Source organism: Streptomyces sp. NPDC002754 (genome assembly GCF_053592315.1).
This window is the reverse complement of record NZ_JBSFVM010000045.1, coordinates 18364-37809: the sequence shown is the minus strand read 5'-3', so window position 1 is coordinate 37809 and position 19446 is coordinate 18364. Positions and strand designations below refer to the sequence as shown.

Below are 19446 nucleotides of genomic sequence, written 5' to 3'. Positions count from 1 at the left end.
CTACCTCGCCTTTATGTGGGCCCACCCCGGCAAACAACTCCTCTTCATGGGCCAGGAATTCGCACAAGGCGCCGAATGGTCCGAAGCCCACGGCCTGGAATGGAACCTGATCGAAGAGGGGGCCGCCGGCAGAGAGGACCACCTGGGGGTGCAACGCCTGATCAAGGACCTCAACGACCGCTACACGGCCGCCCCCGCCCTGTGGGAGCGGGACACCGACCCGGCCGGCTTCCGCTGGGTCATGGCCGACAACGCGGACGACAACGTGCTCGCGTTCCTGCGTTACGCCGCCGCCGACAGCCCCCTGCTTGCCGTCTGCAACTTCTCGCCCGTGGTGCGCGAGGGCGTCCGGCTCGGTGTGCCGAGGACGGCCTCCGGCGGCTGGCGGGAGGTCATCAACACGGATGCGGAACGGTACGGCGGTAGCGGGGTCGCGGTCGGCCCTTCGCTCACCCCCGAACCGATTGCCTGCCACGGCCTCCCCGCCTCGTTGGAGGTGTGCCTGCCGCCGCTCGCCACCTTGTGGCTGGCACCGGCGCCTTGAGGCCGACCCGACCATGGCGGCCGGGGCCTGCGAGGGGGCACTCTGGGATGGCATCGGCCCAGAACTGGGCGGACGCTGAAGGGGCCGGTCGTGTTCCCGGTGCGACCGTCCCCTGTTCCGGCCCGAAGGGAGCTTCCATCAGATGTCGCCCGTGACGCCGGTGCCGACGACGCCCACGGCGACGTATCGGCTCCAGTTGCAGCCGGACTTCGGGTTCGCCGAGGCCGCAGCGGCCGTCCCGTATCTGGCCTCCCTGGGGGTGTCGCACCTGCATCTGTCGCCCGTCCTGGAGGCGGTGCCGGGTTCGACGCACGGATACGACGTGGTCGACCACGCGCGCGTACGCGCCGAGTTGGGCGGCGAGGCGGGCCTGCGGGACCTCGCCCGGACGGCGCGGGGGCACGGCCTGGGGCTCGTCGTGGACCTCGTGCCCAACCACATGGCGGCCGCCGTGTCGTACAACCGGCCGCTGCGCGACGTACTGCGTGACGGACCTTCGTCACCGTATGCGCGCTGGTTCGACATCGACTGGGAGGCGCAGGGGGGCCGGGTGCTGCTGCCGGTCCTGGGCGGCCCTGTGGGCGAGGAGCTGCCGCACTTGCGGGTGGACGGCGACGTACTGCGCTACTACGAGCACGCGTTGCCCCTGCGCGAGGGCACCAGCGGCCTGCCGATGCCGCGACTCCTCGACGCGCAGTGGTACCGCCTCGCGTGGTGGCGCCTCGCCCGCACCGAGCTCAACTACCGGCGCTTCTTCACCATTTCGGATCTGATCGCCGTACGGGTGGAGGTGCCGGAGGTCTTCGAGGCGACGCACGGCACGGTGCTCGGGCTGTTGCGCGAGGGCGTCGTCGACGGGCTGCGGATCGACCACCCCGACGGACTCGCGGACCCCGGCGCCTACGTACAGCGCCTGAGCGAGGCCGCCGGGGGCCGGTGGACCGTCGTCGAGAAGATCCTGGAGGACGGGGAACGGCTGCCCGCCGAGTGGCCGGTGGCCGGAACCACCGGGTACGACGCCCTGCGGCACATCGACGGGCTGTTCACCGACCCGGCGGGCGCCGATCAACTCGTGGGCCTGTTCCGCCGGTTCACCGGGGTCGCGGCGGACCTGGGCGGGCACTGGACCACGACCGTGCGCCGCTGCGCGCACCGCGTCGTCACGCACGAACTGGCCACCGAGGTGGACCGGCTGACGCGCGAGGCCGCCGCACTGTGCGCCGAGGAGACCCAACTGCGCGACCACGCCCCCTGGGCGCTGCGTACGGCGCTGTGCGAGCTTCTGGTGCGGGTTCCGGTGTACCGGCCGTACGCGACCGGGGGAGCGGCCCCTGAGACGGTTCTGACGGCGTCTGCGGCCGGCGAGGCCAAGGCCGCGTTCGCGGTGCCCGAGGAGGCCCGCGCGGTCGACACCGTACGGGAGTTGGCGCTCGGGCGGCGCGGGGCGGGCCCCGCGCACACGGCATTCCGCGACCGGTTCGCCCAGACCGCGTCCGCACTGCGCGCCAAGTCGGTGGAGGACACGGCGTTCTACCGGTTCGCTCCGCTCCTGTCCGCCCTGGAGGTGGGCGGCTCACCCGGCGACCCCGCTGTCTCCACGGAGGCGTTCCACGCGTACTGCGCGCGCGTGCAGCGCGACTGGCCCTATACGTCGACCGCCCTGTCCACGCACGACACCAAGCGCAGCGCCGACGTGCGCGCCGCCATCGCCGTCCTGACACAGTGCCCCGATCGTTGGGAGGCCCTGCTCGCGGAGGTCACCGAGCACACCACCCGCGGCGGCGGGGAGAGCGCGCCCGACCCCCAACTGGCCTGGGCCGCCTGGCAGACCGTGGCCGGGCTCGGACCCGCCGAACCGGCCCGCATCGGAGCCGCGATGCTCAAGCACGCGCGCGAGGCGGGGTTGTTCACGACCTGGACGGAGCAGAACGCGGACTACGAACGCGCCGTGCAGGACTTCGTGGCGTCCGGCCCGTGCGGCCCGCCCGGCCACGAGGTGCTGCGCTTCATGGAGGGCCTCGAACCCCATGTGCGCGCGAACATCCTGGGCGAGGGCCTCGTCCACCTCACGATGCCGGGCGTACCCGACCTCTACCAGGGCACGGAGCACGAGTACCGCGCCCTGGTGGACCCGGACAACCGGGCACCCGCCCGCCTCGCCCCCGAGGAGCACAGCACCAAGGCGGAGCTCACCAGGTGCGCGCTGCGCCTGCGCCGCGCGCACCCCGAGTGGTTCGGCGGCGCGGCCACCTACGACCCGTTGCCGGCCGAGGGCCCCGGCGAGGCGCACTGCGTCGCCTACGCGCGCGCGGGCCGCGTGGTCGTGGCGGCGACCCGGCTTTCTCTGCGGCTCGCCGAGGCGGGTGGATGGCGGTCGACGGAACTCGCGCTCCCCGAGGGAGAGTGGGTCGACCTGCTGACCGGGAAGACACCGGAGCGGCGATTCAGCGGGCACACGCGCGTGACGGAACTTTTCGAGCGTCTCCCTGTGGCGCTCCTCGTCCGCGCAGACGAAGGCGCCGTGTGAGTTGAGGGACCGCAGTCGGCGCCTTGGGCGCGACATCGCCGACGCGGTCATCAACCACATGGCCAACTCGTCGGGCATCGGTACCGGCGGCTCCTCGCTCACCAGGTGGTGCCGCGCGATTCGGCGTGAGGCCCGCACCTGACGGTCTCGCCCAGCGGCGTTGCGTGGGCCTGGCGGCCCTCATGTGCGTCGGCGTGCCGATCGCCGGGGCGTCGTACGGGTCATGAATCCCGATCCGGCGTCTCAGGCGCCATAGGAACCCCCTATGGCGCCTGCTGCTATTTCGTCTTTGCTCTCCTTGGTTTCCCGGTCGTAGCGTGGATCACGAAATCGAGAGGACCGGTGGAATGGCCACAATGGAGAATGGATCAGAAATGCGGGAATTCGCGGGAAAGCGGGCCCTGGTCACGGGTGGTACGCGTGGAATCGGCGCGGCGGTCGTGCGGCAGCTCGTGAACGCGGGCGCGGAGGTGCTCACGACCGCCAGGTCGAAGCCGAACGAGGTGCCGGAAGGCGCCGCCTTTGTAGAGGCGGACGTACGGACGCGGGACGGAGTGCGGGCGCTTGCCGAGGCTGCGCAGGAGGTGCTCGGCGGCGTGGACATCCTGGTCAACAACGCGGGTGGAGCGCTCCCCTTTCCGAGCGCCCTGGCCATCCCCGACGAGGAGTGGCAGGACCAACTCGACCTGAACTACCTGGCGTCGGTGCGGCTGGACGCGCTGCTGACTCCCGGGATGCGTGAGCGGCGTTCGGGCGCGGTCGTGCACGTCTCCTCGGCCGCCGTCCCCACATCGGCGCCGCCGTTCCTGCACTACACCGCGGCCAAGGCGGCGTTGCAGAACTACAGCAGGGGACTGGCCCTGGAACTGGCCCCGTTCGGGGTCCGGGTCAACGCCGTGTCGCCGGGTCGGACCGCCACCCCTGGCGGCGAGGCGACGCGGGAGCAGTGGTCGAGCCTGAACGAGGGGCCGGGCCAGGACAACACGGCCCCTCCGCTGGGCCGTGACGGCCGGCCGGACGACATCGCCGACGCGGTGCTTTTCCTTGTGTCGGACCGGGCGAGCTGGCTGACGGGGAGGAACCTCACCGTGGACGGTGGTGAATTCCCCGTGGGGTGACGCCAGGAATTCAGAATGAGGATCCGGTTGAGGAATTGAGGGCTGCGGGCGCTCCTGGAGTTGGAGCCGGATCCGGAGAATTGGGGAGTGAGGGCCCGGAAATGAACGACGGGTCCCGTGGATACGCGAATCCCGTGTGGTACCAGGTCTCCTGACGCAGAAAGTCGAGCAGGGCCAGCTCCGCCGGACCCGCGCCGGGCCGGATCGCGGCGATGGTGGGCATCGAAACGGCGGGAGACACGGGGCGCGTGAGGTGCTCGAACCCGGGCGGCACCGCGGAGGTCGGGACGAGCGTCACGCCCAGCCCGTGGGCGGCCCAGCGCACCGCCGTCGCCGTCTGGGAGACACGGGCGACGGTCGCCGGGGCCAGTTCGTTGTCCCGGAGCACGTCCCGCAGTACACCGTCGAGCGCGCTGCTCTGGTCGAACCTGATCCAGGGCGCCCGTGCCACCTCGCGCAGCTCGACCCGGTCCGCGGCGAGCTGCGCGTGTTCGGGGCTCAGCACCACGACGAACTCCTCGTCGCCGAGGTGGTGACCCTCGTAGATGCCTTCCGTGCACTGCCCCGCCATCAGGCCGACGTCCACCGCGCCCCGGCGCGCGAGGCGCTCCAGGTCGGCAGGGTTCGCCTCCTCGAACACGGTGATCTCAAGGCGCGGGAAGCGCCGGCGCAACGCGCTCAGCGCGCCCGGCAGTTGACGTGTGCCGAGGCCCATCTGCGCCGCGACGACGAGCTCACCCTCCAGGTCGTCGGCGCCGGCCCGCGCCGTCGCCTCGGCCCGCCGCGCCGCCCGCACCGCGACCTCCGCGTCCCGCAGGAACGCGCGACCGACCGCGGTGGGCACCAGGCCGGTCGGCGTGCGGGCGAACAGCGTCACGCCCAGCTCCCGCTCAAGACCGCGGATCTGCTGGGACACCGACGGCTGGGCGACGCGCAGCCGCTCGGCCGCCGCTGTCACCGAGCCCTCCTCGGCGACAGCCAGGGCGTACTCGAACCGGCGAAGACTCATGGGCTCCCGCTCCCTCCCCGGGCGGCTTCTGATCCACCCCGTGGTCGTCGACAACCCGGTTCCGGCGGGGGAGATTCCCGGGGGCGCGGCTCGGGTGCGTTGAGGGGCGTGGTCCCGGTGCGTCCGGGGGCTTCCCTGCCCGGCGCGGCACGCTCGGGGGTGTCGCCGCGTGGCGAGCCGATGCTGGTCAACGCCCCTGGAATTCGCCGCGTTGGGTTGGGGCGTTGACCGCGTAGGTCCGGCTCGGAGTGATGGCTCAGTGGCGCCGGGTGCGGACGCGGCGCGTCGCGAGTACAGCACCGGTGCCGACGGCGGCGAAGGCGAAGCCGATCGCGGCCAGGAGGCTGGTGCGCGGGGCTCCGGTGTCCGCCAGTTGGTCACCGGGGCCGCCGTGGGGGACGGGTGTGCTTGTCGTGGGCGCGGGGGTGTCGGACGGGTCGGGAACCGTGGGGCTGGAGGTGGGTGACACGGTGTCTGTCGGGTCGGCGGTGGGCGACGGCGTGTCCGTCGGATCGCCGGTGTTGGGGGGCGGTGTGCGGGGTCACCGCCGTGGTCGTACAGGAGTGGTTGTCGGCGCTGACCGTCTCCCGGCTGCCGGTGTAGACGTCGGCACAGTTGGGGATGACGGTGCCGGCCGGGACGTCGTCGTGGGCGTGGACCCTGACGGTGAAGGTGCGTTCCTCGCCGGGGGCGAGGGTGTCCAGATCGCACGTGACGGTGGTGCCGCTGGGCGGGCATTCGGCGGGAAGGTCCTGGATGTCGAGGTCCTGACCGTCGGTGTTGTCCTCCACGTAGACATCGACGGCGTCGGAGGGGCCTTCGTTGGTCACGGTGAAGGTGTAGTCGTAACTGCCGTCGGGATCGACGGTGGCCGGCGCGGTCTTGGTGAGCTTCACGTTGGTGTGCGTCTGCGCGATGGTCTGCGCATCGGCGCTCTGGGCGTCGCTGCTGGTCGCGGTGGCGTGGTTGACGATGTTCGTGCCGTCCGTGGTGGACGGGTCGACGGTCACCGGGATCTCGTACGTGGCGGAGGCCCCGGGTGCCAGGTCGTTCCCGGAGCCGCCGCAGGTCACGGCGGAGTCGGAGGTGGTGCAGCCGGCGGAGGCGCCACCGTCCGGGCTCAGGTGGGCGTCGAGGTTGTCGGTCACGGTGACGTCGTGGGCGCTCTCGTCGCCGGTGTTGGTGACGGTCAGGGTGTAGACACCGCTGCCGCCCACCGTGAGCGGATCGGGGGTCACGGTCTTCTCCAGCCGGAGTGGCCCGGCCGCACGCGGTGCGCGTTCCTGCGGCGACGCGGATGAGGCCGCAAACGTAGGAGTGGAGGGGGAGGGTTCCGCTGCTGCGGGGGCGGCCGCGCCGGCTGCCACCACCGTCGCGATGGCGAGCCAGCGTCCGCGTCGCATCAGCCGCCCGCTGGATGACATGCCGTCAGAACGCTGCCTGTCAGGGGTGAAGGTCATTAGTCAGGCATTAGGAGTAAATGAGCCATAAAGGGGTGATATTACTCCGCCGTGTCGGGCGGCCCGGCCCGGTCTCGCCGTGAGGGGCCGGTGCGGGAATTCGTCCGAGTGTTGACGACGCGTCGTCAACTGGCCCGCCGTATCGGCGCGTCAAGATCCGGGACGGCTTCACTCGAACGTGTGGCGGGGGGTAGGGTCGCAAGTGGTGGGCGGGCTTCCGCGCCCTCCTCGCAGTCGGTCCCCACGCCCAGTTCTCCTCGAGGTCCGCATCCATGATTGAGATACCCGAGCTGGCCGCGGGCGCGCTGGCCGCCGGGACCGTGTCGGCGTTCGCGCTCGGCGGCGGGCTCCTGAAGGCCCGTCAGCGGAACGGCAGGCAGCGCGACGAGAGCGATGCGCTCCGCTCCCGCCTCCAAGCGTGCGGCGAGGAGCTGGAGGCCGCCCGCGAGGAACTCGACGACCTCGCCGCGGCGTTCACCTCCGAAGTCGCCCACCTCTCCGGCAAGCGCATGCCGGCCGCCGCCACCCACGCCACCCACCCGCACTTCCAGGTGCCCGGCCCCCTACAGCCCGAACTCGGCGGCAAGGAACTGGCCGCGGGGCTCGACGCCGTACTCGACGGACTGCGCGCCGCCGTCGCCCAGGAGCGCAAGCGGGTCGACGCCGCCGCCCGCGCCGGAATGCGCGGCGCCACCCGCGAGATCCAGGCGGGCCTGTACCGGCTGCAGGACGTCCTGCGCGGGCTCCAGGAGCGCTACGACGACCCGGAGTTGGCGCAGACGCTGTACGCGCTCGACCACGAGAACGAGCAGTCGCTGCGCCGCGCGCAGGTCGCCGCCGTGGTCTGCGGGGCCTGGGTCGGGCTCGCCCGCGGTGAGTCGCACCTGGTGGAGGCCGTCACCGGCGGCCAGTCGCGGCTCTCCGGATACGACCGGGTCGAGGTCCACAACCACCTCGAGGACGGCACCGGGCTCATCTCGCACGCCGTCGAACCGGTCGCCATCATCGTCGCCGAACTGCTCGACAACGCCCTGCGGTACTCCTCGTCCGACACCTCCGTGGGCGTGCACCTCGAACGCGTCCACCACGGCGTCAGCGTGACCGTCGACGACGCCGGTGTCGGGATGAGCTCCGACGAACGGGCCCACGCGCAGCGGATGGTGGCGGGGGAGGAGCCCATCCTCCTGTCCGAGCTCGGCGACCCGCCCCGCATGGGACTCGCCGCGATCGGCCAGCTGACCCGCCAGTTCGACCTGTCCGTCGACCTGTCGTCGCCCTCGCCGTACGGCGGCGTCCGCGCGGTCCTGCTCGTACGGGACCACCTCCTGTGCCGGATCGCCCCCGAGGAGCGCAGGCCCGCCGCGGCGGCTCCCCGGTCCACTCGGGACACCCCGCGCGAGGACGCCCGCGACACCCACGCCCTCGCGACGGACGAGGCCCCGGCGGCACCCGCACCCGAACCGGCCCCGGTGGCCACCCCGTCCACCGACGGCGACGAGCTGCCCCGACGCCGCCGCCGGGTCCGCACCGACGCACAACCCGACGCGGACGCGCAGCCCGATGCGCGCCCGGCACCGCCGAAGCCCCGGACCGCCGCGCACCGCAGCCCCGAGGAACAGGCCGCCGCGCTCGGCGCCCTCCAAGCGGCCACCGCCGCGGCGCGGGAGGAGCGGCCCGCACAGCAACCGCACGACACCGCCGGCGACCGCCCCGGCACCAGTGAAGGGAACACCCCCGATGAGTAGCCGTGACCTCGGCGACAGCGCTTGGGTCCTCGATCCGATCCTGGAGATCCCGCACGTCCAGGCCGCCGTCCTGCTCACCAGGGACGGCCTGATCTCCGGGTACACCGAGGCGTTGACGCAGGCGTCCGCGGAGCGCGTCGCTGCCATCACCAGCACCGTGCAGGGCGCCTGCCGCACCGCGGCGGCCGCCTTCGCCGACCAGGAGTCCGCGGACGTACGCCAGGTGGTCATCGAGTCCGACCACGGCTACATCCTCGTCGCGCCCACCGCGCACGGCACCTGTGTCGCCGCCTTCGGTGACCCCGAGGTCCGCCTCGACCTGCTCGGCCACCGTGTCCACTCCCAGGTGGCCAGGCTCGGGGAGAAGGCCATGTCGGCGGCGCCGCGCGGGGACGACGGCGGCGCTGAGGCATGACGGGCCGCCGGAACGGCCGGCCGCTGGTCCCCGCGTACCTCGCCACCGGCGGGGTCGCGCGGCCCAGCCGCAACAGCCTGGAGCGCCTCTCCGTACTGACCGGAGTCGGAGCGCCCTGGCCCGCGACCCTGCCCGCCGCGCAGCACGCCCTGCTGCGCACCCTGGACGGTGGCTCGCTCACGGTGGTCGAGTCCGCCGCCCTGCTCGAACTGCCGGTCTCCGCCGTGCGGGTGCTCGCCGCCGCTCTGATCGACCAGGGGCTCGTGGGCGCCCGCCCGCCGGTCCCGCCCGCCGCGCAGCCCGATACCGATCTGTTGAAGAGAGTCGCCGATGGCCTCCGCGCCCTCAAGCGCTAAGTCCGCGCCCTCAGCTGCCACCACCGCGCCCGCGAGGGCCAAGGGCTCCGTGCATCTCCCGGACACCGCACGGGAGTTGGTGAAGATTCTCGTCACCGGGCCCTTCGGAGTGGGCAAGACCACCCTGATCGACTCCGTCTCCGAGATCCGCCCGCTGCACACCGAGGAGCAGCTCACCGAGGCATCGGTGGCGGTCGACGACCTCGCGGGCGTGCGGGAGAAGAAGACCACGACCGTCGCCATCGACTTCGGCCGGATCAGCCTCAAGGGCGGGGCCGTCCTCTACCTGTTCGGCACGCCGGGACAGGAGCGCTTCCGTGCGCTGTGGGACGACATCGCGTACGGCGCGCTCGGCGCCCTCGTGCTGGTCGACACCCGCAGGATCGACGAGTCCTTCGACGCCCTCGGTCTCGTCGAGGAGTCGGGGCTGCCCTACGCCGTCGCCCTCAACACCTTCCCGGATTCCCGAAGTTACACCGACGAGCAGGTGCGGCGCTCCCTCGACCTGGACGACGACACCCCGATGGTGATCTGCGACGCCCGTGACACGCACTCCTCCGTCGACGCGCTGCTCGCCCTCGTACAGCACCTGATCGACCGCAGCATCCCGGAGCCCCGATGACGTATCCCGCGCAGGCCGAGGACTTCCACCTGTCGGCGCCGGTCCGCCTGTGGGAGGACGGCTTCGCCACCGACCCGCACAGCTACTACGAGGCCCTGCGCGCCCAGGGCCCGGTCGGCCACGCCGAACTCGCCCCCGGCGTACCCGCGTACGTCGTGACTGGTCGGCGCGCCGCTCTCGACCTGCTGCACGACGCCGAGGCCTGGTCGCACGACCCGCGGCCGTGGGAGGAGACCGTCGACGGCGACACGCCGATCCTCGGAATGATGCGCTGGCGGCCCAACGCCCTGTTCAACGACGGCGAGTTGCACGTCCGCTACCGGACCTCGCTCTCCGACGCCTTCGACCTGGTGGAGCCGCACGACCTGCGCGAGCGGGTGCACCGCGCCGTGGACGTGCTGGCCGCCGGGATGGCGTCCAGGGGGCGGGCCGACCTCGTGAGCGAGTTCGCCCGCCCGCTGATGTCACTCGTCTTCAACGACCTCTTCGGGCTGCCGGACAGCGAGAGCGACCGGCTGCAGGCCGCGATCGCGTGGATCATGGACGGTGGTGACCAGGCGGCGCGCGGCGAGGAGGAGTTCGGCCGCTACATCCTGGACCTCGTCGCCGCCAAGAGCACCGAACGCGGCCAGGACCTGACCAGTTGGCTGCTCGACCACCCCCTCGGCCTCACCCCCGAGGAGGTCACCTGGCAGGTCTTCCTCATGCTCGGCGCGGGCCACGAGCCCACCGCCAACCTCGTCTCCAACTCCCTCTCGCGGATCCTCGGCAACCCGGCGTACTACTCGACGCTGACCAGCGGATCCAGGCCGGTCATGGACGCCGTCGTCGAAGTCCTGCGCCACGAGACCCCGTTGGCCAACTACGGCATCCACTTCGCCCGCAAACCGCTGACGTTCCACGGCGTGTGGGTGCGCGCCGCCGTCCCCGTCGTCATCTCCTACGGCGCCCTCGGGCAGGCGGCGGAGGTGGACACCGCGGGGGACCGTCATCCGCACGACGCCTCGCACCTGTCGTGGTCGGCCGGAGAGCACTCCTGCCCGGTCAAGCAGCACACCCTGCTCATCGCCACCGAGGCCATCGAACGCCTCACCCAGTGGCTCCCCGACCTGGAGCCGCGCATCCCGCGCGAGCAACTGACCTGGCGCACCGGCCCGTTCCACCGCTCCCTGACGGAGCTGCCGGTCCGCTTCGCCCCTCGTACCGCGACCCAGTCAGGAGCAGCTGAGTGACCGAGACCGCGTCCTCGCCCCGTATCGCCATCGACCCGTTCGGCGCCGACCTGCCGGCCGAGGCCGCCCGACTGCGCGCGGCGGGATCCGTGGTCCCCGTCGAGCTGCCCGGCGGAATCCCGGCCTGGGCGCCGACCCGCTACGACACCCTCCGGTCGCTGATCCTGGATCCGCAGGTGAGCAAGGACCCGCGCAAGCACTGGTCGCTGTGGCCCGAGATCGGCGAACACCCCGCGTGGGGCTGGGTACTTGGCTGGGTCGGCGTGGTCAACATGCTCTCCACCTACGGCCCCGACCACACCCGGCTGCGCAAGCTCGTCGCGCCCAGCTTCACCGCCCGCCGCACCGAGGTGATGCGCCCACGCGTCGAGCACATCACCGAGACACTCCTCAAGGCCCTCGACGCCACGGCGCCCGGCGAGGTCGTGGACCTGCGTCCGCTGTACGCCAACCAGCTGCCGATGCAGCTCATCTGCGAACTCTTCGGTGTACCCGACGAGTTGCTCGGCCCGGTCGAGCGCCTCGTCGACGCCATCATGGACACCTCCGACCCGAGCCCCGAACACGGCGCGTTCGTGCAGGAGCAGATCGGTACCGTACTCCCGGCGATCATCGCCCACCGCACCGAGCACCCCGGCGACGACATGACCACCGAGCTGCTGCGGGTGCGCGCGGAGGACGGCGACCGGCTCAGCGACGAGGAGCTGCTCTACACCCTGCTCCTGGTCATCGGCGCCGGCTTCGAGACGACCGTCAACCTGATCGGCAACGCGGTCGTCGCCCTGCTCACCCACCCCGAGCAGCTCGCCGCCGTCCGCTCCGGCGAGATCGCCTGGGATGCCGTCATCGACGAGACGCTGCGCGTGCACCCTTCCATCGCCAGCCTGCCGCTGCGGTTCGCGGTCACCGACGTGACCGTCGACGGCGTGACGATCCCGGCGGGCGACGCGATCCTGACGACGTACGCCGCCTCGGGCTACGACCCCGAGCACTACGGGCCCACGGCATCGGAGTTCGACGCGACCCACGCCGCCGACGACCACATGTCCTTCGGCATCGGCGTCCACCGCTGCATCGGCGCCCCGCTCGCCCGCCTGGAGGCGCGCACCGCGCTGCCCGCCCTCTTCGACCGCTACCCGGACCTGCGTCTCGCCGTCGGCGAGGAGGAACTGCGCCAGGTCCCGTCGTTCATCGCGTACGGCTGGCAGCGGATCCCGGTGCGGCTGCACGGCTGAGGCCCCTCCGGTGCTCGCGGTGCGGAGGTGACAGTGTTGGATCTCCTGTAGACCCCATAGGTCCCACTGATCGACGGCAACGGCCTCCGCACCGAAAGTGACACCCTGTGACCAGCATCGCGTATCAAGGCGAGTACGCCTCCAACTCGGCGACCGTCGCCCAGCGGCTGTTCCCGGGGTGCACGGAAGTGCCCTGTGTGGGCTTCGAGCAGGCACTGGACGCCGTGACGACGGGCGCCGCCGACCTCGCGGTGATCCCCGTGGACAACTCCACGGCCGGCCGTGTCGCCGATGTGCACCATTTGCTCCCGGAGTCGGGCCTGTTCGTGATCGGCGAGTACTTCCTCGCCATCCGCTTCGACCTCATGGGTGTGCCGGGTACGTCACTCGGCCAAGTGGAGTGCGTCCGAAGCCATGTGCACGCCCTCGGGCAGTGCCGGAAGGTCGTGCGCGCGGGCGGCTGGCGTACGCGCGTCAGCGACGACACCGCGGGCGCGGCCCGCGAGGTGGCCGAACTGGGCGACCCCCGGCACGCGGCGCTGGCCCCGCCGGCCGCTGCCGGGCACTACGGCCTTGAGGTGTTGCAGGCGGGCGTCGAGGACAACCCGGACAACACCACACGTTTCGTCGTCCTGTCCCGTGACGCCGATTTCGCCCCCGTAGGGGGCGGACCGACCATGACGAGCCTGTTCTTCGCCGTCCGGAACATCCCGAGCGCCCTCTACAAGGCGCTCGGCGGCTTCGCCAGCAGCGCCGTGAACCTCACCAAGATCGAGAGCTATCAGCTGGGCGCGGGCCTCAACCCGAGCTGCTTCTACGTCGAGATCGAGGGCCACCCCGACGACCCCCGTGTCGCACTCGCCCTGCAGGAACTGCAGTTCTTCTCGTCCGAGGTCCGCGTACTCGGTGTCTATCCGGCCGACCCGCACCGCCTGGGGGAGCGGAGCGTGTGAGGCGTACCGATCGACCGCTCAGCCCGTGAGACGCGCCGCCGCCCGGCTGTTGTGGAGGTACCGCGCCCGCCCGTCCGCGTCCTCGCCGACCAGGACGAACACCTCGTGCCGCCCCGCGCGCTCCTCCACGGTGACCAGTCGGTCGGGGCCGAGGCCCACCAGCTGCTGGCTGACGCTGTCCTCGCCGAGCAGCACCCTGGCCTCGCTGGTGCGCGGCGTGGTGGTCAGCCACATACCGCCGTCGTCGTGGACGGTGACGTCGAAGTCGAGCAGCGTGGAGCGGTAGGTGCCGGTGGCGCGGTGCGCGTCGACCGCTGCCGGCTGCTCGGGGGGCCGGGGCAGGGCCGGCAGCCGGGCGCCGGCGAGTTCGCCGAGGAGGTGGCCCCCGACGTCCTGGAAGAGCGCCGCCGCATCGCCCCCGTTGGTGAGCACGGCGACGGCGACGCCCGCCTCGGGCACCACCCGTAGGAACGCGTACTGCCCGATCGTGCCCCCGTCGTGGCCGATCATGGAACGCTCGGGCTGGTCGAAGAGCATCCAGCCGAGACCCCAGCGGTCACCCAGCGCCCCCAGGGGCGGCGCGGTCACCTGCGTCTCGCGCATCACGTCGAACGCGCCCTCGCTCAGGTGGTGTCGGGCGAATCCGAGCAGGGTGCGCGCCGGCATGGCCAGTGCGGCGCCGGCCGGGGCGGTGGAGGGCGGCAGTCCGTAGACCGGTGCCGGCTGGGGGTCGGGGCCGAGGTGGCCGATGGCGGGCAGTTCCAGGATGGCCTCGCCGACATGGGTCGCCACGTGGGGGAGACCGAGCGGCGTCACCAGGTGTTCGCGCAGCGCCGCGTTGAAGCTCTGCGCGCGCAGCACCTCGACGAGGCGGCCGAGGACGACGTAGCCGCTGTTGCAGTACGAGAACTGCTCGCCCGGCGGATACAGCTGCTCGGCGTCGGCCAGGGTGGGCAGATAGCGCTCCACCGCGTCGTCGTTCGCGCCCGTGTCGGTGAACCGGTCGCCCTCCATGCCCGAGGTGTGGCAGAGCAGTTGACGGACGGTGACGGTGGCGGCGGCGTGCTCGTCGGCGAGGGCGAACTCCGGCAGGTACTGGCGCACCGGGCGGTCCACGTCGAGGCGGCCCTCGTTCGCCAGCTGCTGGATCAGGGTCGCCGTCCAGACCTTGGTGATCGACCCGATCTGGAAGACCGCGTCCGGGGTGACGGGCACCCCGGTGGCCTTGTTCACCACACCGGCGGCCGCGTCCACCACCTGGTCGTCCACCAGCACGGCGACCTGGGCGCCCGGCACCTTGTGCACGGCGATCAGCTTGGGAAGATTCTCCGTGATCCAGACCTGTGCGGCGGACGCTCGTGACATGACTTCTCCCTCGGGGACGCGGGCGCGGGTGAGTCGGTCAATGGTGCTATGAGACCCGGCGTTTCGGAACAAGGCGGAGTCGGGCGCCGGTCAGAGGCCGAGGCCGGCGTGGGCGAGGGCCTGCTTGAGCAGGGCGCCGTGGCCGCCCGGCATCTCGTTCTGCATGGCCGCCGAAACCGCGTCCTCGGGGCTGAACCAGACCAGGTCCAGCGCGTCCTGCCGGGGCTGGCAGTCCCCGGCCACCGGGACGATGTAGGCGAGCGACACCGCGTGCTGGCGTGGGTCGTGGAACGGCGTGACGCCCTGCGTGGGGAAGTACTCGGCGACGGTGAAGGGTTGCAGCGAGGCCGGTACCCGGGGCAGCGCCACCGGGCCGAGGTCCTTTTCGAGGTGGCGCAGGAGGGCGTCGCGGACGCGTTCGTGGTGCAGTACGCGGCCGGAGACCAGGGTGCGGCTGACGTTGCCGTCGGGGCTGATGCGGAGCAGCAGTCCGACGCTGGTCACCTCGCCGTTGTCGGCGACGCGCACCGGCACGGCTTCGACGTAGAGGATCGGCATACGGGAACGGACCAGCTCCAGCTCGTCTGAGGCCAGCCATCCGGGCGTTGTCTCGGTCATGTCGGGCATGGCGTGATCATATTTCAGTGGGACCGGAATATGGCCGAATTGGGTCCGGCCGGTGGCGGCCCAAGAGCCCCGTGCTCCTCGGCCGGTCGCCGGGTGGTCCTACTTGGTGGTGTGCGTCGGGTAGACCTGGACGTCGGTGTAGGCGCCCTTGATGTCTCCCGCGCCCGAGGGCCAGTCCAGGGTCACGGAGTGGGTCTCGTTCGGGGGCGTCACAATGATGTTGGTCGGGGACGCGAGGCTCTCGCCGGAGTCGTCGATGTCGTAGGCGAGGTCGAAGATCGCGGAGTCGCCGGGCTTCAGGGTGGTGACACGCGGCTCGGCGTGGCCGCGCTCGATGGGACTCGAGGTGTGGTCGGCGTCCTTGATGTCGACGCCCGCGAAGCCCGTCGCCGAGCAGGTGGTCGAACCCCGGTTGACCATGGAGATGTTGATCCGGCCCGACGTCTCGTCCGGCGCGGCGTCCACGGCGTTGATGGCCAGGTCCTCGGTCTTGCAGAACGTGGACTTGGCGGCGGACTTGGCCCCGGTGTTCGCGGCGTTGGCCTTGACCTCGGTGTCGCTGCCGGAGCCGGACTTCGCGTCGGCCTCCGAGCCGGCCTCCGACTTCGAGCCACTGTCCGAGGACGAGGAGGACGAAGTGGACGAGGAGTCCTTGGCGGCGGCGTCCGTGCCGGAGTCACCGCCACCGCAGGCGGTGAGCGAGAGGGTGGCGGCGACGCCGAGGGCGGCGAAAGCGGAGATGCGGGTGTACTTCATGGTGTCTCCCCGTGAGTGGAGCGGTGTGTGCGGTCTGAAGTATTTGTATCCCGCACCGAGTCACAGGCAGTCCTCCACGGTGTCTTCGTTCTGTCACAGCCGCCTCGACGGCAGGACCTGCACAAAGACCCCCGGCCGTGTCAGGCGACCGCGCCCCGCAGCGGCCGTCCGGGAAGCGCGTCGGTCCGCAGGGCGCCGTCCGAGACGACCGGCACCCCGGCCACGTACAGATGCCGGACGCCGAGCGAGGGGCGGGTGGGATCGGCGTACGTCGCGGTGTCGGTCACCGTGGCGGGGTCCAGGACCACGAGGTCGGCGTCGGCGCCCACGCCGAGGTGCCCCTTGGCGCGGGCGCCGGGTGACACATCATCGAGGATGCGTGCCGGGAGGTGGGAGCAGCGGCGGAAGGCCTCCAGCCACGACCACGCCCCGGTCTCCCGCACCATCAGGCGCAGGGTCTTGGCGAAGGTGCCCGCGGTGCGCGGGTGGGTCGTGCCGCCGGGCGGCAGGGGCCATTGGGTGCTGTCGTGGCTGCCGTCGGGCCAGAAGACCGGCATCGCGTCGCTGGCGACGACGGCGTCGGGGAACGCGAGTGCCTGGCGCAGCAGGGCCAGGTCGCGCGGGTTGTCCTCGTCGAGGAACTCCAACAGGCAGGGCGCGCCCGGGTCCTGGGCCCGCAGCTGCTCCAGGCGGGCCGCGTCCGCGATCCGCTCCCCGGTCTCGACCATGACGACGCTGCTGGGCCCGAGCCCCTTCAGGCGCAGCCGGTCCGGAGCGATGAAGGCGGCGCCGACGGCTGTGCTGCCCGCACCGTACGGATAGGCCTCCACGGTGACGCGTGAGCCCGACTGCCGTGATTCCTCAAGGGTGTTGAGGACCCGGTCGACGTGCCGTCCGGAGGTGCTGTTGACGTGGCAGTGGTGCATTGCCGCTCCGGTCTCGGCCGCGGCGATGGCGATCTCCGTGGAGCCGTCGACGGGGATCGCCGGATCCATTTCGACGAGTTCCCGTACGTGGGTGAACGTGGGCGCGCCGGCCTTCGCGGCGAGCCGTGCCACCGCCTGGAACTCTGCGGGTTCGGTGGCGGGTGCGTAGCCCATCAGGACGCCGATCCCGAGTGCGCCCGCGGCCAGTTCGTTCTCCAGGAGGGACAGCCAGGACGCCAACTCGCGCGGGGACGAGGAGCGTTGCCAGCGCGAGTTGCCGAGCACGGCCAGGCTGGATGTGATCCGGGCGTCGGGGGCGATGCCGGCGAGCACCTGGGCCCGCGCGCCGGCCCAGGAGGCGGAGAAGCCGAAGTGGAGGGGGCGGCCGTCGGCCGCGGCCTCCGCGTAGGCCCGCTCGACCGGCATGAGCCCGGCCTCCAGGTCGAGCGCGGTGGTCACACCGTCCATCGCCTGCAACCGGTGTCCGGCGATGGAGTGGACGTGGCTGTGCAGGTCGACGAAGCCGGGCCCGATGACCAGTCCGGTGACATCGATCGTCTCTGCGCCTGCCGGTGGTGCGAGGGCGGGGCCGACGGCTGCGATCTTCCCGTCCGTCACGAGCACATCGGCCGTGCCGTCGAACCCGCCGGCCGGATCGATGACGCGACCGCCCTGGAACAGTGTCTGCATGCCTGGCTCCCTCTGAACGTCTGTCGGCCGCGCGGCCGTTGGGGATCAAGGCTATGCCGAACCGGACCGGCCGGTCCCGTGTCTCTCCCGGGGCCGGCCGATGGAATGTCGCTCAGTCGTCTCGCCCAGTAGTCCTGCCCAGTAGTCCTGCTCAGTAGTCCTGCTCAGTCGTTCCGCTCAGTCATCGGCGCCGAGACTGAAGTGGAAGATGCCCCAGGTGAGGTGTGCGTCGCGGCCGCCGTCGACCCAGTGGCCGAGCCCCGCCTTCATCTGGGTGAGGTAGTCGTGGCTGATCCTTCTGGCCAGCCCCTCCGCCTCCAGGCGCTCGGTCTCCTCGAGGACCCGCGCGTAGTGGTTCACCAACTGCTCGCGGTGCTCCTCGAAACCGCCGTCGACGGCGGTGAACCCGAGCCGGTTCAGCTCGCGCGTGTAGAAGCCCGGCGAGCCCATGTCGTCCAGATGGATCCGGTCGAGAATCGGCTGCAGCACAGCGGCGCCGCCACCCTCCGTCGCCGCCATCGGGTCGGTGAAGATGACGTGGCCGCCGGGTCGCAGCACCCGGGCGATCTCCTTGAGGACCTGGCCCCGGTTCCCGCTGTGCAGGAAGGCGTCCTGGGACCAGACGACGTCGACCTGGTCGTCCGGGTACGGGATGTCCTCGAAGGACCCGTCCACGACCTCGATCCTGTCGGTGAGCCCGCGGGCCGCGTTCAGCTCCTTGTGGCGCCGGTTCTCCACCTCGCTGAGGTTGAGGGCCAGGACCCGGCAGCCGTACGTCTCGGCCAGGTAGCGTGCCGAACCGCCGAAGCCGGAACCGAGGTCGAGCACCACGGAGTCCCGGGTCAGCTCGAGCTTCGCTGCCATCTGCTCGACGGTCCGCCGGCTGGCGTCCGCGATGGGTTCCTCGGCGCTCTCGTACAGGCCGATGTGGATGTCCTCGCCGCCCCACACCGTGGCGTAGAAGGTGTCGGCGTCGGGTGAGTTGTAGTAGCTGCGGGCGGTGCCGACGGCGCCCTTGTACTGCTCCTCGCCCTCCGCCTTGTACTCCTTCTCCGCCACATGTACGAAGAAGTCCGGCTGCTCACGCCGGTAGGTGTGCTGGAAGTCGCCGTAGGTCTCGATGCGCTGGAAACCGACGTCGGACATCAGCCGCCGCGTGTAGTCCTTCCGCAGCGGAAACATGTTGAGGTAGTACATCGAGCTGTCCGGGAAGCTGTACCGCATACGGCACAGGCCCTCGTCGACGTACTCCGGTTCTACGATGACGTCCTCACCGCAGTAGTAGTAGCGATGCTTGCTCGTGTACCCGTCGTCGAGCATCGCGTCGTAATTGCGCTGATCCAGTATGAGAATTCCGTCGTGTTTGAGCATCGCGTAGAACTCGGCCAGCGCCTTGCGCCGGTCGCGTTCCGAGAAGAGGTGCGTGAAGGAGTTGCCGAGACAGACGATGGCGTCGTACTCACCGTGGACGTCTCTGTTGAGCCATCGCCAGTCCGCTTGAACGACCCGCAGGATGTGGTCTCCCCGCTTCTGGCCGTTCTCGAATGCCCTCGCCAGCATTTCCGCGCTGCCGTCCGCGCTGACCGTCTCGAATCCGGCGGACAGGAGTGCCACGGAATGAAATCCCGTGCCCGTCGCGACATCGAGAACACTCTTCACTCCCCACTTTCGCAGTAGGTCGATGAAGAAATTGCCTTCGCTCTCCGTCCTCTTCTCCCAATCGATGAGGGAGTCCCATTTCTCGACAAAGCTGGGGACGTACTCCTCCGTGTAATGCCCGGTTTCGCGTACTTCGACAGGGTTGTCGCCGAACTCTTGGGCCGGTTGCACGATGATGGGGAACCCTTCAGCTATGAGGAATCTTGC

General features: G+C 71.2%; 18 protein-coding genes. 11 read left to right on the top strand and 7 right to left on the bottom strand.

The window, feature by feature from the left end; genetic code table 11:
* From ACWD2L_RS38640 to ACWD2L_RS38625, 4 genes are all read left to right on the top strand, one after another.
* Positions 1-544 (top strand): alpha amylase C-terminal domain-containing protein (locus ACWD2L_RS38640; protein ID WP_451193520.1); only part of this gene is annotated, 544 nt, incomplete at its 5' end.
* 142 nt (positions 545-686) lie between these two features.
* Positions 687-3071, top strand: coding sequence for a malto-oligosyltrehalose synthase (gene treY, locus ACWD2L_RS38635; protein WP_451193517.1), 2385 nt, complete (start codon positions 687-689; stop codon positions 3069-3071).
* A gap of 1 nt (position 3072) precedes the next feature.
* Entirely contained in the window at positions 3073-3213 is a 141-nt protein-coding gene (locus ACWD2L_RS38630) for a hypothetical protein (RefSeq protein ID WP_451193515.1), read from the top strand.
* A 205-nt stretch (positions 3214-3418) separates the two neighbouring features.
* Entirely contained in the window at positions 3419-4189 is a 771-nt protein-coding gene (locus ACWD2L_RS38625) for an SDR family oxidoreductase (RefSeq protein WP_451193512.1), read from the top strand.
* Between the two features lie 10 nt (positions 4190-4199).
* Here the strand turns inward: ACWD2L_RS38625 and ACWD2L_RS38620 are convergent, their stop codons facing one another.
* Together ACWD2L_RS38620 and ACWD2L_RS38615 are read right to left on the bottom strand one after the other, a co-directional pair.
* Entirely contained in the window at positions 4200-5198 is a 999-nt protein-coding gene (locus ACWD2L_RS38620; RefSeq protein WP_451193509.1) for a LysR family transcriptional regulator, read from the bottom strand.
* 377 nt (positions 5199-5575) lie between these two features.
* A complete protein-coding gene (locus ACWD2L_RS38615) occupies positions 5576-6601 on the bottom strand; it encodes a COG1361 S-layer family protein (protein ID WP_451193526.1) in 1026 nt (341 codons plus the stop codon).
* 329 nt (positions 6602-6930) lie between these two features.
* Between ACWD2L_RS38615 and ACWD2L_RS38610 the strand changes: the two genes are divergently transcribed.
* The 7 genes from ACWD2L_RS38610 (at position 6931) to ACWD2L_RS38580 (ending at position 13216) form a co-directional block, all read left to right on the top strand.
* The gene (locus ACWD2L_RS38610; RefSeq protein WP_451193506.1) at positions 6931-8403 is read left to right on the top strand and encodes an ATP-binding protein; all 1473 of its coding nucleotides are present in this window, start codon (positions 6931-6933) and stop codon (positions 8401-8403) included.
* A complete protein-coding gene (locus ACWD2L_RS38605; protein ID WP_451193503.1) occupies positions 8396-8818 on the top strand; it encodes a roadblock/LC7 domain-containing protein in 423 nt (140 codons plus the stop codon). Before ACWD2L_RS38610 ends, ACWD2L_RS38605 begins: the two co-directional genes overlap by 8 nt.
* Positions 8815-9174, top strand: coding sequence for a DUF742 domain-containing protein (locus tag ACWD2L_RS38600; RefSeq protein ID WP_451193500.1), 360 nt, complete (start codon positions 8815-8817; stop codon positions 9172-9174). The genes ACWD2L_RS38605 and ACWD2L_RS38600 overlap by 4 nt, the downstream gene beginning before the upstream one ends.
* Positions 9149-9796 carry a GTP-binding protein gene (locus ACWD2L_RS38595; protein WP_451193497.1) on the top strand — a complete coding sequence of 216 codons (648 nt, stop codon included), beginning with the start codon at positions 9149-9151 and terminating at the stop codon, positions 9794-9796. Before ACWD2L_RS38600 ends, ACWD2L_RS38595 begins: the two co-directional genes overlap by 26 nt.
* Positions 9793-11028: a cytochrome P450 gene (locus ACWD2L_RS38590; RefSeq protein WP_451193494.1), complete on the top strand. Its 1236-nt coding sequence runs from the start codon at positions 9793-9795 to the stop codon at positions 11026-11028. Before ACWD2L_RS38595 ends, ACWD2L_RS38590 begins: the two co-directional genes overlap by 4 nt.
* The gene (locus ACWD2L_RS38585) at positions 11025-12263 is read left to right on the top strand and encodes a cytochrome P450 family protein (RefSeq protein WP_451193491.1); all 1239 of its coding nucleotides are present in this window, start codon (positions 11025-11027) and stop codon (positions 12261-12263) included. The genes ACWD2L_RS38590 and ACWD2L_RS38585 overlap by 4 nt, the downstream gene beginning before the upstream one ends.
* Before the next feature lie 107 nt (positions 12264-12370).
* The gene (locus ACWD2L_RS38580; RefSeq protein ID WP_451193488.1) at positions 12371-13216 is read left to right on the top strand and encodes a prephenate dehydratase; all 846 of its coding nucleotides are present in this window, start codon (positions 12371-12373) and stop codon (positions 13214-13216) included.
* An 18-nt stretch (positions 13217-13234) separates the two neighbouring features.
* On the opposite strand, the gene ACWD2L_RS38575 is transcribed toward ACWD2L_RS38580, so the two are convergent.
* From ACWD2L_RS38575 to ACWD2L_RS38555, 5 genes are all read right to left on the bottom strand, one after another.
* A complete protein-coding gene (locus ACWD2L_RS38575; protein WP_451193485.1) occupies positions 13235-14581 on the bottom strand; it encodes a serine hydrolase domain-containing protein in 1347 nt (448 codons plus the stop codon).
* 90 nt (positions 14582-14671) lie between these two features.
* Entirely contained in the window at positions 14672-15199 is a 528-nt protein-coding gene (locus tag ACWD2L_RS38570) for an NUDIX hydrolase family protein (protein WP_451193523.1), read from the bottom strand.
* Positions 15200-15307: 108 nt separating this feature from the next.
* Positions 15308-15964, bottom strand: coding sequence for a DUF4232 domain-containing protein (locus ACWD2L_RS38565; protein WP_451193483.1), 657 nt, complete (start codon positions 15962-15964; stop codon positions 15308-15310).
* A 140-nt stretch (positions 15965-16104) separates the two neighbouring features.
* Complete coding sequence (locus tag ACWD2L_RS38560; RefSeq protein WP_451193480.1) at positions 16105-17580, bottom strand: amidohydrolase family protein; 1476 nt, start codon at positions 17578-17580, stop codon at positions 16105-16107.
* 177 nt (positions 17581-17757) lie between these two features.
* Complete coding sequence (locus tag ACWD2L_RS38555) at positions 17758-19410, bottom strand: glycine/sarcosine N-methyltransferase (RefSeq protein ID WP_451193477.1); 1653 nt, start codon at positions 19408-19410, stop codon at positions 17758-17760.
* Positions 19411-19446 lie beyond the last annotated feature (36 nt).